Source organism: Myxococcus sp. AB036A (assembly GCF_006547355.1).
Taxonomy (GTDB): domain Bacteria; phylum Myxococcota; class Myxococcia; order Myxococcales; family Myxococcaceae; genus Myxococcus; species Myxococcus virescens.
Genome location: NZ_VHLC01000005.1, coordinates 1 through 16,692, shown reverse-complemented (window position 1 = coordinate 16,692; position 16,692 = coordinate 1). Strand labels below are relative to the sequence as shown.

Annotated in this window: 10 protein-coding genes; 2 read left to right on the top strand and 8 right to left on the bottom strand. The window is 69.8% G+C overall.

What is annotated here, in order from left to right:
- Positions 1-33: 33 nt before the first annotated feature.
- A complete protein-coding gene (locus tag FL344_RS03230) occupies positions 34-1,695 on the bottom strand; it encodes a hypothetical protein (protein WP_228564739.1) in 1,662 nt (553 codons plus the stop codon).
- 316 nt (positions 1,696-2,011) lie between these two features.
- Between FL344_RS03230 and ybaL the strand changes: the two genes are divergently transcribed.
- Positions 2,012-3,763 carry a YbaL family putative K(+) efflux transporter gene (ybaL, locus tag FL344_RS03225; protein WP_141589426.1) on the top strand — a complete coding sequence of 584 codons (1,752 nt, stop codon included), beginning with the start codon at positions 2,012-2,014 and terminating at the stop codon, positions 3,761-3,763.
- A gap of 134 nt (positions 3,764-3,897) precedes the next feature.
- Here ybaL and FL344_RS03220 read toward each other — a convergent pair whose 3' ends face one another.
- The 7 genes from FL344_RS03220 to FL344_RS03190 form a co-directional block, all read right to left on the bottom strand.
- On the bottom strand, positions 3,898-7,365 hold the full coding sequence (locus tag FL344_RS03220) for a methylmalonyl-CoA mutase family protein (protein ID WP_141617477.1): 3,468 nt from the start codon (positions 7,363-7,365) through the stop codon (positions 3,898-3,900).
- Between the two features lie 76 nt (positions 7,366-7,441).
- The gene (gene meaB / locus FL344_RS03215) at positions 7,442-8,425 is read right to left on the bottom strand and encodes a methylmalonyl Co-A mutase-associated GTPase MeaB (RefSeq protein WP_141617476.1); all 984 of its coding nucleotides are present in this window, start codon (positions 8,423-8,425) and stop codon (positions 7,442-7,444) included.
- On the bottom strand, positions 8,422-10,614 hold the full coding sequence (gene scpA / locus FL344_RS03210) for a methylmalonyl-CoA mutase (RefSeq protein WP_141617475.1): 2,193 nt from the start codon (positions 10,612-10,614) through the stop codon (positions 8,422-8,424). Before scpA ends, meaB begins: the two co-directional genes overlap by 4 nt.
- Positions 10,614-12,503, bottom strand: a complete 1,890-nt coding sequence (locus FL344_RS03205; RefSeq protein ID WP_141617474.1) for a methylmalonyl-CoA mutase family protein — start codon at positions 12,501-12,503, stop codon at positions 10,614-10,616. Before FL344_RS03205 ends, scpA begins: the two co-directional genes overlap by 1 nt.
- A gap of 80 nt (positions 12,504-12,583) precedes the next feature.
- Positions 12,584-13,351 (bottom strand): RNase H family protein, encoded by a 768-nt coding sequence (locus tag FL344_RS03200; protein WP_141589431.1) that lies wholly within the window; start codon positions 13,349-13,351, stop codon positions 12,584-12,586.
- Between the two features lie 55 nt (positions 13,352-13,406).
- Positions 13,407-14,048: a DsbA family protein gene (locus FL344_RS03195; RefSeq protein ID WP_141617473.1), complete on the bottom strand. Its 642-nt coding sequence runs from the start codon at positions 14,046-14,048 to the stop codon at positions 13,407-13,409.
- A gap of 152 nt (positions 14,049-14,200) precedes the next feature.
- Positions 14,201-15,274, bottom strand: coding sequence for a nitronate monooxygenase family protein (locus FL344_RS03190; protein ID WP_141617472.1), 1,074 nt, complete (start codon positions 15,272-15,274; stop codon positions 14,201-14,203).
- Positions 15,275-15,468: 194 nt separating this feature from the next.
- On the opposite strand from FL344_RS03190, the gene FL344_RS03185 reads away from it, so the two are divergent.
- Positions 15,469-16,692, top strand: a 1,224-nt coding sequence (locus FL344_RS03185; RefSeq protein WP_228564738.1) for an ABC transporter permease, incomplete at its 3' end; no start/stop codon positions are given.

The window sequence follows — 16,692 nt, the reverse complement described above, 5'->3', positions numbered from 1 at the left end:
GTGCGGCGGGGTGTCAGGCGGTGTCCCTTGCCATCAGGGCGCGGTCGTCGTGAGCGGAAAGTCCGCGCGCGCCCAGGCCTTCTCGAAAGCGGCGCGGGTGCGAGCCGCCTCCTCATGGCGTCCCTGTGCTTCGAGCGACTGCGTCAAGCCGAACAGGCCCCAGCCATTCTTCGGGTTGCGCCGCAGGTCCTCGCGGTAGACGGCCTCCGCTTCCTGACTGCGCCCGGCCTCCAGCAGCGCGGCGCCCTGGTAGTGGCGCACCGGATAGAACCAGTCCGCGGGCTCGGCGTAGGAGAGCCGGTCCGCGGCGTCGACGGCTTCCCGCCACAGCGCCAGGGCCTGGGGCCGGCCCTCGGCCTGGGCCACGCGGGCCTCCAACACGCGCACGGCGACGCCCAGCACGTCCTTCGCGGTGTTGAGGTTCGCGGCCAGGGTCGGAGGCACGGTGCGGGCCAGTTGTCGCAGCTCGGCCAGCTCCGCGCGGGCTTGTGGCAGCCGCCCGGTGGCCGCCAGCGCCATGCCGTGCGCGTGGAGCCAGAGGCCCGTCTGGACGGGGTACTTCGGGTTCGGGCGGGGCTCGGCGAGGAGGCCCTCCCAGTTCCCGAAGCGCACCATGGCGAACAGCGGCTGGGCCACGAAGAAGTCCATGCCCGGCATCATCGTGAGCAGCTCCGGCGGGAAGTGTTTCGCCGACGCCCGGGCCGCCTCCAACGTCTCCTGCTTCCGCCCCTCCATGGACGCGGAGTACGCCAGGAAGCCGAAGTTGTGGGACGTGTACATGGGGTAGACGTGGCCGCGCGGCTTCGCCTGCTTCTGGTAGGCCAGGTCCGCCGCCGCCGCCTTCCGATTGCTTTCCGAGGCATCCGCGTAGCGGCCCACGCGCTGGTAGATGTGGGCCGGCATGTGGACGATGTGCCCCGCTTTCGGCGCCAGCGCGCCCAGCCGGTCCGCGGAAGGCTCCGCCTTCTCCGGGTTCGGCGAGGCCTCCACCGCGTGGATGTAATAGTGGTTCGCGCCCAGGTGGTGGGGGTCCCGGCTGAGCACGGACTCCAGCGTGGCGACAATCTGCTCCGTGCCCGGAGCCGGCGCCCCGTCCAGCGACCACAGCTTCCAGGGATTCTGGTCCATGAGGGCCTCGGCATGGAGCGTCTGCACGTCCAGGTCCTCCGGGTAGCGCGCGGCCACGTCCGCCATGGCGCTGGCATAGGCCGCGTTGAAGGGGGCCATCTTCTCCGGTGGCAGGGCCTCCGGGCCGGGGTAGCGCTGGACGAGCGCGGTGATGAGGGCCTGCTCCACCGGCGTCGTACGGGGGGCGAGCTGCCGAGCGCGTTGGAGGGCGTCCCAGGCGGCGGGCGCACTCTCCGCCAGCATGGGCATGTTGTAGTTGGGGCCCAGCACCAGCGCGACGCCCCAGAAACACATGGCGCAGGTGGGGTCCAACTGCGCGGCTCGGGCGAACGAGCGTGCGGCCTCGTCGTGGTTGAAGCCATACGCCAGCCGCAGGCCTTGGTTGAAGAAGGCCTGGGCCTGGGGGGAGGCCGTGGTGACCTGGCGTTCGTGCGTCCCCAGCCCGTCGAGCAGCAACGCGCCGTCTGCCAGGGAATCCAGGGTCGGGGCCGAGTGCTCCGCGGCAGCGGCGGACGTGCCGGCGACCGCCAGGGCCAACATCAAGACATAGGGCAGGGGAGCACGCATGGGGGACCTCCGCAGGGATGTGCTCTTCCCTCAACCTGGGGTCGCACCGACGCACTGCCCATGGGGTGGCATGGTGCGCTGCGTACTCGAAGTGATGCTTGGCGGGCCCATCACTTTCTGCGTGCGGATGAGGGTTGGGAACAAGCTCGCGCCGTAGTAGATTCCCGCCCGGCGGAATCTCACTGCATCAGCACGAGCGTCCGCTCAAGACCACCCATGCTCGATAGGTGTTCGAGGGTTCCGCCCCCCAAGGGCCGGATTCCTCGCTGCGCCGCTTTTTCCTACCCTTCCGCGTAGCGCCCAGGGAGATTCCGCCGTGCCTCACGACACCACGCTCATCGCCACCATCGCAGTTGGACTCGGACTGGCCTTCGTTGGTGGGTTCGTCGCACGCTGGCTGAAGCTGCCACCTTTGGTGGGCTATCTCCTGGCGGGCGTGGCCGTAGGGCCGTTCACGCCAGGCTTCGTCGCGGATGGGGGCCTTGCCGGTCAGCTGGCGGAGATTGGCGTCATCCTGCTGATGTTCGGCGTGGGGATTCATTTCTCCATCAAGGACCTGCTCGCCGTGCGCAATATCGCGGTGCCGGGCGCCGTCGTGCAGATTGCGGCGGCCACCGTGATGGGGACCGCGGTCTCGCACTGGTGGGGTTGGAGCCTGGGCGCGGGCCTGGTGTTCGGCCTGGCGCTATCCACCGCCAGCACCGTGGTGCTGCTGCGCGCCTTGGAGGAGCGGGGCATCCTCGATTCGGTGAATGGCCGCATCGCGGTGGGTTGGCTGATTGTGGAGGACCTGGCGATGGTGCTCGCCCTGGTCCTCCTCCCCGCGCTGGGCAACGTCCTTGGCTCCGCCGACACGCAGACGGCCGCGACGGCGGCCGCTGGAGACAGCCTCATCTGGACCCTGGCCCTCACGCTGGGGAAGGTGTGCCTCTTCGTGGCGCTGATGGTGGTCGCCGGCACGCGGCTGGTGCCCTGGCTGCTGACCCAGGTGGCCAAGACGGGCTCCCGCGAGCTGTTCACGTTGTCGGTGCTGGCGGTGTCGCTGGGGATTGCGTTCGGGGCCGCCGCGCTCTTCGGCGTCTCCTTCGCGCTGGGCGCCTTCTTCGCGGGCGTGGTGGTCAGTGAGTCGGAGCTCAGCCACCGGGTGGCGGAGGATTCGCTGCCGCTCCAGGACGCGTTCTCGGTGCTGTTCTTCGTGTCGGTGGGAATGCTCTTCGACCCGATGGTGATGGTGAAGCAGCCGCTCGAGGTCCTCGCCGTGCTGGGCATCATCGTCCTGGGCAAGTCGTTGGCCGCCTTCTTCATCGTGTTGGCGTTCCGCTACCCGGTGAACACCGCCCTCACGGTGTCCGCGAGCCTGGCGCAGATTGGTGAGTTCTCATTCATCCTGGTGGGGTTGGGCGTCACGCTCGGGCTGCTGCCGAAGGAGGGGCAGAGCCTGGTGTTGTCGGGGGCCCTGCTGTCCATCACCCTCAACCCGCTCGTCTTCAAGACCATTGATCCGCTGCTGGCGTGGCTGCGCCGGCACCCACGGTTCGCCGCGCGCATGGACCCCGAGGAAGACGAGCTGTCCGACCTGCCCATTGGCATGGGGGATGTGCAGCTGCGCGAGCACGCGGTGTTGATTGGCTACGGGCGTGTGGGCGGCGTGATTGGCCAGAGCCTGGCGGAGCAGAAGATTCCCTTCGTGGTCGTGGAGCAGAACCGCGAGTACGTGGAGCGCCTTCGTGAGGAGGGCGTGCCCGCCATCTACGGGGACGCCGCGGTGCCCGGCATCCTGGAGCACGCGCACCTGGATACGGCGTCCATCCTCATCGTCGCCACGCCGGACGCGCTGCAGGCTCGCGCCATCGTGGAGCAGGCCAAAGGCGTGAACCCGTCCCTTCCCGCGGTGGTGCGCACGCATGGCGACGAGGAGCGGGACTATCTGGAGTCGCTGGGCGTGGACCGGGTGGTGATGGGCGAGCACGCGCTGGCACGGAGCATGTTGGACTACGTGCTGGAGCGGCTGTCCGCACTGAAGGCCGGGCCTCTGTTGCCGGCACCCGCGGACGCCGTGGTGCCTTGAGGCCCGCGGGAACCGCGGCGCGGCTCCCACTCGAGACGGCGTCGTCGTGACATGAAAAAGGCCGAGGCGCGGCAAGCGCCTCGGCCCGTGCGTTTCATCGCCGCGTCCGCCCGGATGGGGACGCGGCGTCAGCCTTACATGTTGCGCCGGTACTGCCCGCCCACCTCGTACAGCGCGCGGGAGAGCTGGCCGAGCGTGCAGACCTTACAGGCGTCCATCAGCGCGGCGAAGATGTTGCCGTTGTCCAGCGCCGCGCGGCGCACGGCCTCCAGGGCCTTGGGCGCCGTCGCCTCGTTCCGCTTCCAGAAGGCGTCGCGCGAGGTGATGGCGTAGTTCTTCTCCTCCGTCGTCGCGCGGATGACCTCGGGCGGCGTCACCGTCGGAGAGCCCTTGGGGTCCAGGAACGTATTCACCCCGATGATGGGCAGCGTCCCGTCGTGCTTCAGCGTCTCGTAGTAGAGGGACTCTTCCTGAATCTTGGAGCGCTGGTACATGCGCTCCATGGCGCCCAGCACGCCGCCGCGCTCGGAGATGGCGCGGAACTCCGCCAGCACCGCCGCCTCCACCAGGTCGGTCAGCTCCTCGATGATGAACGCACCCTGGCTGGGGTTTTCGTTCTTGGAGAGGCCGAACTCCTTGTTGATGACCAACTGGATGGCGAGCGCGCGGCGCACGCTCTCCTCGGTGGGCGTGGTGATGGCCTCGTCGTAGGCGTTGGTGTGCAACGAGTTGCAGTTGTCGTTGAGCGCGAGCAACGCCTGCAGCGTGGTCCGGATGTCGTTGAAGGCAATCTCCTGCGCGTGCAGGCTCCGGCCAGACGTCTGGATGTGGTACTTCAGCTTCTGCGAGCGGTCATTGCCGCCGTACTTGTCCCGGATGGCCTTGGCCCAGATGCGGCGCGCCACGCGGCCCAGCACGGCGTACTCCGGGTCCATTCCGTTCGAGAAGAAGAACGAGAGGTTGGGCGCGAAGTCGTCGATGTCCATGCCCCGCGACAGGTAGTACTCGACGAAGGTGAAGCCGTTGGCCAGCGTGAAGGCCAGCTGGGAGATGGGGTTCGCCCCGGCTTCCGCGATGTGGTAGCCGGAAATCGACACCGAGTAGAAGTTCCGCACCTTCTGGTCGATGAAGTACTGCTGGATGTCGCCCATCACCCGCAGGGCGAACTCCGTGGAGAAGATGCAGGTGTTCTGCGCCTGGTCCTCCTTCAGGATGTCCGCCTGCACGGTGCCGCGCACCGACTGGAGCGTCTTCGCGCGGATGCGCTCGTAGACGTCGCGCGGGAGCACCTCGTCGCCGGACACGCCGAGCAACAGCAGGCCCAGCCCGTCGTTGCCCTGCGGCAAGTCACCCTGGTAGCGGGGCCGCGGCAGGCCGCGCTCGCGGTAGAGAGCATCAATCTTCTGCTCGACCTCGTCGACCTTGCCGTTCTCGCGAATCCACTTCTCGCACTGCTGGTCCACCGCGGCGTTGAGGAAGAACCCGAGCAGCATCGGCGCGGGGCCGTTGATGGTCATGGACACGGACGTGGACGGGTCCGCCAGGTCGAAGCCGGAGTAGAGCTTCTTCGCGTCGTCCACGTTGGCGATGGACACGCCCGAGTTGCCCACCTTGCCGTAGATGTCCGGCCGGTGGTCCGGGTCCTCGCCGTACAGCGTCACCGAGTCGAAGGCCGTGGACAGGCGCTTGGCGGGCAGGCCGCGTGACACGTAGTGGAAGCGCTTGTTGGTGCGCTCCGGGCCGCCCTCGCCGGCGAACATGCGCGCGGGGTCCTCGCCCTCGCGCTTGAGCGGGAAGACGCCCGCGGTGAAAGGGAAGGCGCCGGGCGCGTTCTCCCGCAGCAGCCAGGTGAGGATGTCACCCCAGTCCTCATAACGGGGGAGGGCAATCTTGGGGATGCGCAGGTGGGAGAGCGTCTCCGCGTACAGGTCCAGCTCGATGACCTTGTCGCGGACCTGGAACTGGTACTTGGACGCGGCGTAGCGGCGCTTCGTCGCGGGCCACTCAGCCAGGAGCCGGCGGCAGTCGGCGTGGAGCCGCGACTCCAAATCCTTGTACAGCTCCACCAGCTCGCTCAGGTAGGCGGGCTCGCCCTCGACGCGCTCGGTGACCTGCACCGTGTCCGAGGGGTCCTTGGGCTCGACGATTTCCAGGCGCTTCCTGCCCACGTTGGTGCGCAGCGCCTCGATGGTGCCGTGGAGCTGGTACATGCGCCGGGCGATGGCGGCCTGGGCCTTCACGAAGCCGTCATAGGACTCACAGGCCTCGACGATTTCCGCCAGGTAGCGCGTGCGCTCGGGCGGGATGATCCACTTCTTCTCGCTCATCCCCGGCGTGAGCTCGAAGCCGGACTTGAGCGGCGCGCCCGTCTTCGTGGAGATGGTGTCCATGAGGGCCCGGTAGAGCTGGTTCATCCCCGGGTCGTTGAACTGCGAGGCGATGGTGCCGTACACGGGCACCGCGTCATCGGCGGTGGTGAAGGCGTTGTGGTTGCGCTTCCACTGCTTGCGCACGTCGCGCAGCGCGTCCAGCGAACCGCGCTTGTCGAACTTGTTGATGGCGATGACGTCCGCGAAGTCGAGCATGTCGATCTTCTCGAGCTGCGTCGCCGCGCCGTACTCCGCCGTCATCACGTAGAGCGCCACGTCGGAGTGCTCGGTGATTTCGGTGTCGGACTGGCCGATGCCGGAGGTCTCCACCACGATGAGGTCGAAGCCGGCGGCCTTGCAGATTTCGATGGAGTCGCCCACGTGCTTGGACAGGGCGAGGTTGCTCTGGCGGGTGGCCATCGAGCGCATGTACACGCGCGGATTGTCGATGGCGTTCATCCGGATGCGGTCGCCCAGGAGCGCGCCGCCGGACTTGCGCTTGGACGGGTCCACGGACAGCACGGCGAGCGTCTTGTCCGGGAAGTCCGCCAGGAAGCGGCGCACCAGCTCATCCACGAGGCTGGACTTGCCCGCTCCGCCGGTGCCGGTGATGCCCAGGATGGGCACGCGCGGGCCCTTGGCCTGGATATGCGACATGGCCTCGCGCAGGGCCGCGCCCTGGGACGCGAAGTTCTCCGCGATGGTGATGAGCGGGGCAATCCGGGACGGCTCGCGCATCGAGGGCGCGTCGAGCAGGGGCGCGAAGTCCGCCGGCCGCTTTTCGAAGTCGCACTGGGAGATGAGGTCGTCAATCATCCCCTGAAGGCCCATGGCCCGCCCATCGTCCGGCGAGTAGATGCGCGTGACGCCGTAGCGGTGGAGCTCTTCAATCTCCGACGGGAGGATGGTGCCGCCACCACCGCCGAAGACCTTGATGTTGGCCTTCCGCTCGCGCAGCAGGTCAATCATGTACTTGAAGAACTCGACGTGACCGCCCTGGTAGGACGTGATGGCGATGCCCTGCACGTCCTCCTGGATTGCGCAGTCGACAATCTCAGCCACCGAGCGGTTGTGCCCCAGGTGGATGATTTCCGCGCCCGAGGACTGCATGAGGCGGCGCATCACGTTGATGGCGGCGTCATGCCCGTCGAACAGGGAGGCGGCCGTCACGATGCGGACGTGGAAACGAGGCTTGTAGGGCTGGGGAACGGGTGTCTGCTGGACGTTTCGCACGGCGCGTACAGTAAGAGCGCCGTTTGTGTCGAGGCAAGGGATTGGAGCGTGACTGACCGCTCCTCGACGCGGGCTGTCAGGCCCTCGTTTCAGGGAGGAACGCGCCCAGCACCCGCAGTGCGGCCGACGTCGGTGTCGCACGCCCTTCGCGCACGTCCGCCTCCAGCGTGGGCACCAGTGTGGACACCTCGGGGTGCGCACGCAGGGCCGCTCGGAGGCCGTCCTGCACCATGGACCACATCCACTGCACCTGCTGCGCCTTGCGGCGGCGCTCCATCGCGCCCGAGGCCGCGCTCCGCCCGAGCTGCGTCTCGACGGATGTCCACAGCTTCTCGATGCCGGTGCCCTCCAGGGCACTGCAGGTGGTGATTTCCGGCTCGGCGCCCGGCCGCATCAGGTGCAACGCGGCGCGTAGCTCGGAGCGGGCCCTTTCGGCGCGCGGCTTGTTGTCGCCGTCCGCCTTGTTGATGGCGAGCATGTCCGCCACCTCGAGGATGCCGCGCTTGATGCCCTGCAGTTCGTCCCCGGCGCCCGCCAGCATGAGCACCAGGTAGAAGTCCACCAGGTCGGCCACCACCGTCTCCGACTGGCCCACGCCCACCGTCTCTACCAGCACCACGTCGAAGCCCGCCGCCTCGCACAGGAGCAGCGTCTCGCGCGTCTTGCGTGCCACGCCGCCCAGAGTGCCGCTGGAGGGGCTGGGGCGGATGTACGCGGCTTCCTCGCGCGACAGCCGCGCCATGCGCGTCTTGTCACCCAGGATGCTGCCGCCGGACACGGTGCTGGACGGGTCGATGGCCAGCACCGCCACGCGCTTGCCGGCCTTCACCAGGTGCATGCCCAGCGCGTCGATGAAGGTGCTCTTGCCCACGCCCGGCACGCCGCTGATGCCCACGCGCCGGCTGCCACCCGTGGAGGGGAGCAGCCGCGTGAGGACCTCCTGGGCGAGCGCGGCGTGGCGCGGCAGCTCGCTCTCCACCAGGGTGATGGTGCGCGCGAGCATGGCGCGGTCACCCGCGCGCACGCCGTCCACATACGCGTCCGCGGACAGCAGCTTCACGCCCCTTCCTCCAGCGACGCGGCCAGCTTGTCGAGCAGCTCGATGGCCGCCTTGGAGATGACCGTGCCGGGGCCGAAGATGGCCGCGGCGCCCGCGGCGCGAAGCGCGTCGTAGTCCTGCGCGGGGATGACGCCGCCCACGACGACCATGATGTCCTCACGGCCCAGCGCCTTGAGGGCCTGCTTGAGCTGCGGCACCAGCGTCAGGTGGCCGGCGGCGAGCGAGCTGGCGCCCACGACGTGCACGTCGTTCTCCACCGCCTGCCGCGCGGACTCCTCGGGCGTCTGGAACAGGGGGCCGATGTCCACGTCGAAGCCCAGGTCCGCGAACGCGGTGGCGATGACCTTCTGGCCGCGGTCATGCCCGTCTTGCCCCATCTTCGCGATGAGGATGCGCGGCCGGCGGCCGAAGCGCGCGAGGAACGCGTCCGCCTTCTCGCGCGCGTCGATGATTCCCTGGGCGTCCTTGCCCGCTTCGCTGGAATACACACCCGTCACGCTGCGCACCGTGGCCTCGTAGCGCCCGAACACCTTCTCGAGCGCGTCGCTGATTTCGCCCACCGTCGCCTTGGCGCGGGCCGCGTCGATGGCCAGCGCCAGCAGGTTGCCCTCGCCGCGCCGTCCCGCCTCGGTGAGCGCGTCCAGCTTGCGGCGGACGTCCTCCGCGTTGCGCTCGGCGCGCAGCTCGCGCAGCCGGGCAATCTGCGCCTCGCGCACCGCCGAGTTGTCCACCTTGAGAATCTCGATGGAGTCCTCGCGCTCGGGCGGGTACTTGTTCACGCCGATGATGGCCTGGCGGCCGGAGTCGATGCGCGCCTGGGTGCGCGCCGCCGCCTCCTCGATGCGCAGCTTGGGCAGGCCGGCCTCGATGGCCTTCGTCATGCCACCCAGCGCCTCGACCTCCTGGATGTGGGCCCACGCCTTGTGCGCCAGTTCGTGCGTGAGGCGCTCCACGTAGTAGCTGCCACCCCACGGGTCGATGACGCGCGTGGTGCCGCTCTCCAACTGGAGATAGAGCTGGGTGTTGCGGGCGATGCGCGCGCTGAAGTCGGTGGGCAGCGCGATGGCCTCGTCCAGCGAGTTGGTGTGCAGGCTCTGCGTGTGGCCCTGGGTGGCGGCCATGGCCTCCACGCAGGTGCGCACGACATTGTTGAAGACGTCCTGCGCGGTGAGGCTCCATCCCGACGTCTGGCTGTGGGTGCGCAGCGCCAGGCTCTTGTCCGTCTTCGGAGAGAAGCCCTTGATGAGCTTCGCCCAGAGCAGGCGGGCGGCGCGCATCTTGGCCACTTCCATGAAGAAGTTCATGCCAATGGCCCAGAAGAAGGACAGGCGCGGCGCGAAGGCGTCCACGCTCAGTCCCGCCGCGAGCCCGGCGCGCACGTACTCCACGCCATCCGCCAGCGTGTAGCCCAGCTCCAGGTCCTGCGTCGCCCCGGCTTCCTGCATGTGGTAGCCGCTGATGCTGATGCTGTTGAAGCGCGGCATCTTCTCCGCCGTGAAGCGGAAGATGTCGCCGATGATGCGCATCGACGGAGCGGGCGGGTAGATGTACGTGTTGCGGACCATGAACTCCTTGAGGATGTCGTTCTGGATGGTCCCGCTGAGCTGCTCGGGGCGCACGCCCTGTTCCTCGGCGGCGACCACGTAGAGCGCCAGCACCGGGAGCACGGCCCCGTTCATCGTCATGGACACGCTCATCTGGTCGAGCGGAATCCGGTCGAACAGGATGCGCATGTCCTTGATGGAGTCGATGGCCACGCCCGCCATGCCCACGTCACCCGCCACGCGGGGATGGTCGCTGTCGTAGCCCCGGTGCGTCGCGAGGTCGAAGGCGATGGACAGGCCCTTCTGTCCCGCCGCGAGGTTGCGGCGGTAGAAGGCGTTGGAGGCCTCGGCCGTGGAGAAGCCGGCGTACTGCCGCACCGTCCACGGCTGCTGCACGTACATGGTGGAGTAGGGGCCGCGCACGAAGGGCGGCAGGCCCGGCAGCGAGCCCAGGTGCTCCACGCCCTCCATGTCCTCGCGCGTGTACACCGGCTTGACGGGGATGCCCTCGGGCGTGTCCCAGCGCTCGGCGTTGCGCGTGGCCTCGCCGGCCTGACGCAGTTGCTGGTCGCGAGTGGGCGCGGCGGAGTGCGTTTCGGGGGCGTCGAAGTCGATGCCCGAGAAGTCCGGTACGTGGGGGCGCATCAGGCCACTCCGAGCTGCTGGTGCAGTGAGGACAGGAGCGCGAACAGGTCCGCTCCCGCGTAGAAGAAGACGTCCACGCCGGCCGCGCGGAAGGCGGCCTCATGGTCACCAGGCCGGCCCGCCACGGCCACCGCGCGCGCGCCCTTCGACTTCAGCGCCGCCGTCAACGCGGGCACCCATTCTGGATACAGCGCGTCCGGCCCGGAGATGACGGCGAGCGGCGCGCCGGATGCCTGGAAGCGGGCCACCGCGTCCGCGATGTCCGCGAAGCCATGCTGGTCCGCCGGCTCGATACCGCCCGCGGCCAGGACGTTGGCCGTCCACGTGGAGCGGGTGGTGTGTTCGGCCACCGTGCCCAGGCTGGCCAGGAAGGCCTTGGGGCGCGCACCGTGCGCGGCGAGGTAGCGGTCGCTTGCGTCGCGCAGCGCCTCGAAGGGCTCGGCCACGCGCGCCGGGCGCAGCGGCAGGGGGCCCGACGTCGCGGGCGCCGTGGACGCCTCGGCGCGGGACGCCCGCTGAACGGGCGTTTCGCCCAGGTGGGGGAACTCACTCACGCCGACAATGGGCAGGCGGCGGGTGCGCACGGCCTTGTCACGCGCCGCGCGCGTCTCCGCGAGCACGCGGGCCACGTCGCCGCTCGTGAGCGCTTGCGCCATGCCGCCCAGCGCCTCGATGCGCCGCAGCTCGGTCCACGCCGCGCGGGCGGTGTCCTGCGTGAGCTGCTCCAGGTAGTAGCTGCCGCCCGCGGGGTCGGCGACGCGGTTGAGGCTCGACTCGTCGCGCAGGATGAGCTGCGTATTGCGCGCCAGCCGGCGGGCGGACGCGTCGGGCGCGCCCAGGGCTTCGTCGAACGGCGAGGTGCTGACGCTGTCCGCGCCACCGACGACGGCGGCGAAGGACTCCGCGGTGGCGCGAAGGATGTTCACCCACGGGTCCCGCTGCGTCTTCGTGGTGCTCGCGGTGCGTGCGTGCAGCACCATGGCCTGGGCCTCCGGCGAGCCGCCACATGCCGCCACGGCCTTGGACCACAAGAGCCTCGCCGCGCGCAGCCGGGCAATCTCCGGGAAGAACTGTCCCCCCACGGACATGGCGAACTGGACGGAGCGCGCCGCGACGTCGGGGGAGACGCCCGCGCGCTCCAGTCCGCGCAGGTACGCCACGCCCGTGGCGATGGCCCAGGCCAGCTCGTGCACCGACGTGGCGCCCGCGTCCGCGTAGGCGCGCGTGGACACGAGCAGCACCCGGAGGCCGGGCGCGGCTTCACGCAGCGAGGTGACCAGGGGCGCGGCCTGGGACAGCGTCGCGTCCAGCCCCAAGGGCAGCGAGCCCGTGCGGGCCAGGATGCCGAGCGGATCCACGCCGAGGCTGCCCTTCAGCGCCGCGCGGGACACGCCCGTCTGCTCCGCGACGTGGAGCAGGTGCTGGGCGGCGGCCAGCGGGTCGGACTCGGGCTCCAGGTGGACGGGCGTCGTGTCCAGTGGCGCATGGGCGAGCAGCCGCCGCAGCGCCTCGGCATCCGGTACGCGAACGCCGTGCGTGTCGCCCAGGTGGAGCCACACGCCCCAGCCGCCCCGCTCCAGGTCCGTGCGGATGGCCTCGGCGGCCTGCGTCACGTCCGGCTCGCTGTACTCCTGGCACACCACCCATCCACCCTCGGTGAGGCCCAGGGCGTGGGTGCCGCGCACGTAGGGGGCCACGCCGGGCGGCTCGGGCGGCGCGACGGCGGCGTCCTGCTGCGTGTAGAGCGGCTGGAGCGACAGGCCGCCTTCCAGTTGTGACTGGAGCGCGGTGAAGGGCTTGCCCTTCAGGTCCTTGTCCACGAGCCGGCGCCAGTCTTCCACCGACGGGGCCGGGAACTCCGAGGCGATATGGAGAGGCTCTTGAGCCATGCTGCGTCCTCGCGGGATGGGAGTGGCACCGACCCATAGGCGCAATGGACCGGCGGGGCAATGGGCTTGGAGGGGCTGCCTCAGTCTTCCGACGGGACGTCCTGGCCCTTGAAGCCCCAGTCCTCCAGCACTTTGGCTTCATCCAACGCGTTCTTTGTCTTCTTGAAGCGGGCGCCGGACACACCTTTTACCCGGCGCTCACACGCGGCCCAGGAGGCGTGGCGCTTCACGGAGCTGCCCACCTGACTCAGGTAGGAGTACGCCTTGGCCGCGGCCTCCCGCTGTTCCCTGGGCTTCTCTGGAGGCAGTGACATGTCCTCCGGCAGGTCGTGCACCGCCACGCCGTAGCCGTGGAGCGGGCCGGTGTAGAGCCTCGCGTCACGCCCCTTGGAATAGGCCACGGCGATGGCGTCCACGCGCTCGTTGCCAGGAACGCCCACGTGGCCCCGGATGTAGAACCACGCCACGGCGGCCGCCTCGGCGGCATGGTTCTCCTTGCGCTGCGCCAAGAGCGCCATCAGCCGTTTCCAATAGATGGCGTTGGCGACCTCGCCGCCCTCGGCCGTCTTCCACCCGCGCCGGCTCCAACCGAACGCCCACTTGGTGGCGCCCTGAATCACATACGTGGAGTCCGTGTGGATGTGGATGGGGCCCGGCGCGCGCTCCAGGTGGCGCAGGGCCTTGCCCACGGCCGTCAGCTCCATCCGGTTGTTGGTGGTCTCCGGCTCGTGGCCGCCCAGCTCCGTCACCAGCCCGTCGGGCGTGACGATGATGCTCCCCCAGCCACCCGGGCCAGGGTTTCCTGAACAGGCGCCATCAGCGAAGACAAGGGTCGGGCGGTGCTCCATGTCGGCACCCTATTCGGCGCGAAGTGCTCCCGCCAGGACGGCGGTGGCCGCGCGCTCAGTGCACGGCACTCAGGGAGGGGCCCGGCCGGACGCGCGCGAAGGCGGCGCGAACGGCCTCTTCCGGCTGAGCGCCGTTCAGCAGGAGCACGGGCCCATTGCCCGAGAGCCGCATGGCCGGGACGCCGCGGATGCCCAGCCGTTGGGCCTCCTCCTCGTCGGCGAGCACGCGCGCGGTGTACCGGCCCGCCTCCAGTGCGCGTGTCATGGACTCGCGGTCCATGCCTGCGTCCTCCGCCAGCGCCCCCAGCACGCGCAGGTCCCCGATGTCCCGGCCGTCCGCGAAGAAGGCGCGGAAGAGGGCCTCATGGAACGGGGAGAAGGCGCCGGCGTCCTTGGCGAACTCGGCGGCTTCGAGCGCCAGCCGGCTCTTCGGTTGCACCGGCGGGGGCTTCATCGTCAGGCCCCGCTGCTCGGCCAACGGGTAGACGGAGCGGGCCCAGGCCGACCGCGGGGGCTCACTCACCGGGGCGAGCGGCCGCTCGGGCACCGGACGCAGCTCGAACGCGCGCCAGTGGATGTCGAGCGCCGAGCCCAGCCGGGCATGTAACTGCTCGAGGACGGGAAGCTCGAGGTAGCAGAAGGGGCAGACGTAATCGCTCCAGACGTCGAGGCGGACCGGCGTGTCCGATTGGGTCATGGGCGAGGCTCCTTGAAGGCCCCCGCAGGGGACGTCTCCTCACGTTGGCCATCCCCGTGCGGGCACGAGAGTCAGTGGCGCCGGTCCTCCTGGACTCCAGCCGGGCGTGCGGGCCGTTGCCGCGCGCTCGGATGGATGGAGGGTGCGCCGCGTCACGAAGCCGAGAGTTCCTTGATGAGGGATTCCATCAGGGCGGGCACGGTCCGGTGCCGCAGGTTGGGCGTGGCCTGTCCTGCCCAGAGCGACACGAGGTCCGTGCGGCCCGCCTTGACGGCCGCGGGCTTGAGCTTCGACAGGAACCAGCCCTGGATGGGGAAGGGCGCGAGCGCTGACAGTTGATGGGCCACCTCCTCCGTCCAACGATTGCGCATGCCTCGCGCCAGCCGGCCCGTGAAGGACCTCGTCAAGGTCGTGTGCTTCGCGCGGTCGCTGAAGAGCAGCTCGCGGTGGGCGTCCGTCGTCCCCGACTCCTCGCAGGCAAGGAACGCCGTTCCCAGTTGCGCGGCCTGGGCACCCAGGGTGAGCGCGGCGCGAATGCCTCGGCCATCCGCGATGCCGCCCGCCGCGATGACGGGCACCTTCACGCGGTCGGCGACGAGCGGCGTGAGGGCCAGCGTCCCCATCAGCGAGTCCTCGGCGCGCGCGAGGAAGGAAGGACGGTGTCCGCCCGCCTCGAAGCCCGTGGCCACGATGAGGTCGACGCCCGCCGCGTCCAGGGCCTCGGCTTCGGCCAGCGTGGTGGCAGCGCCGGAGGTGAGGATGCCCTTGCGCCGACACTCCGCCAGGACCGAGGCGGGGGGCACGCCGAACACGAAGCTGAAGATGGGGGGACGGGCTTCGAGCAGCGCCTCGACCTGGTCCTCGAAGCGGTGGTGGAAGCGCTCGGGCATGGCGGGCTTCTCCACGCCGAGCTCGCGGTAGTACGGCTCGAAGAGGCGGTAGATGCGGTCGAAATCCTCAGGGCTGAGCGCGTCTCCTCCCGCGTCATGGTCGGAGACCCAGAGGTTCAGCGCGAAGGGCTTGTCCGTCAGCGCCCGAATCCGGTCCGCCACGCGGCCAAGCTCCTCGGGCGGGAGCTGATACGCCCCATACGAGCCCAGCCCTCCGAGATTCGACACCGCCGCCGCGAGTCGTTCGGTGGAGAGCCCGCCTCCGAAGGGGCCCTGGATGATGGGGTGTTGAATGCCCAGCTTCTGGAGGGCTTCATTCGTTCGGTGCGGGCTCATCGCGGCTCCTTCGGTCGGGAATGGCGGAGGGATAACCGCGGCCGCTGGACGGAGTGGGAGAAACGACACGCGGAAGCGCGCGGGATGTCCGGATGCGGGACTCCGATTCCCATTCCCGTGCAACCGGGCTTCTCGCTTCGTCCAGATGGCCTGTACGCCGGGTGTGGCACGCGGCATGCTCGGGCGTCCTGGACATGACGATGACCCTTGGCCAGGACCTCCGCTTCGCGTTGCGCCGGCTTCGTGGCAGTCCCACCTTCACGCTGGTCGCGGTGGCCACGCTCGCGCTTGGGATTGGCGCCAACGTCTCCATCTTCAGCGTGGTGAATGCCGTGTTGCTGCGGCCGCTGCCCATGCACGACGACGCCCGTCTGGTGCGCGTGTACAGCCTGAGGACGCAGGGGCCGGGGCCCACCTCCGTGCTGGACTTCATGGACCTGCGGGAGCAGAGCCGCACGTTGAAGGGTCTGTCCGCGGTGGCGCCCGTGGCGATGACGCTGGCGGCGGACAGCGCGGACACCTCGCCGGAGAAGGTGCAGGCGGGGATGGTGACGGGCGACTTCTTCCCGATGCTGGGCGCTCGCGTGCAGTTGGGGCGCGCGCTTCACCCCGATGACGTCCGGCCCGGCGCTCCGAAGGTGGCGGTGATTTCCCATGCGCTGTGGCAGCGCCGCTTCGGCGGGAGCGCCGCCGTGCTGGGGCGCTCGGTGAACCTGGGCGCCCCGGAGCCGTGGACGGTGGTGGGGGTGATGGCGCCGGGCTTCGACTTCCCCGCTCGCTCGGAGCTGTGGAGCCCGCTGCTCTGGGAAGAGGGCATGACGAAGCCCGACGGGCGCGGGGCGCACTGGCTGGAGGTGTACGGCCGGCTGGGCCCGGACGTGGCGCTGGAGTCCGCGCGCACCGAGCTCTCCGCCATCGCCCACCGTCTCGCGGGGCAGTACCCCCAGACGAACGAGGGCAAGGATGCGCGCGTGGAGCCGCTGCGCGACGTGCTGGTGGGCAACGTCCGTCCGTCGCTCCTGTTCATGCTGGGCGCGGTGGGCTTGGTGTTGCTCATCGCGTGCGCGAACCTCACGCACCTGCTCCTGGCACGGGCAGCCTCGCGTGAGGGGGAAGTCTCCGTGCGCATCGCCCTGGGCGCGAGCCGTGGCCGCATCGCGCGCGAGCTGTTGGTGGAGTGCGGCGTGCTTGCGGGGCTGGGCGCGGCCGTGGGGCTGCTGGTGGCGATGTGGGCGCTGGATGCGCTGGCCACGTGGGGGCCTCGGGACATTCCCCGCATCGAAGAGGTGTCGCTGGATGGCCCGGTGCTGGCCTTCACCGCGGGACTGGCCATGCTGACCACACTGCTGTTCGGGCTGGTGCCCGCGCTCCAGGCGGGGCGGTTGGACCTGGTTCGTGGGTTGAAGCGGGTGGTGGGC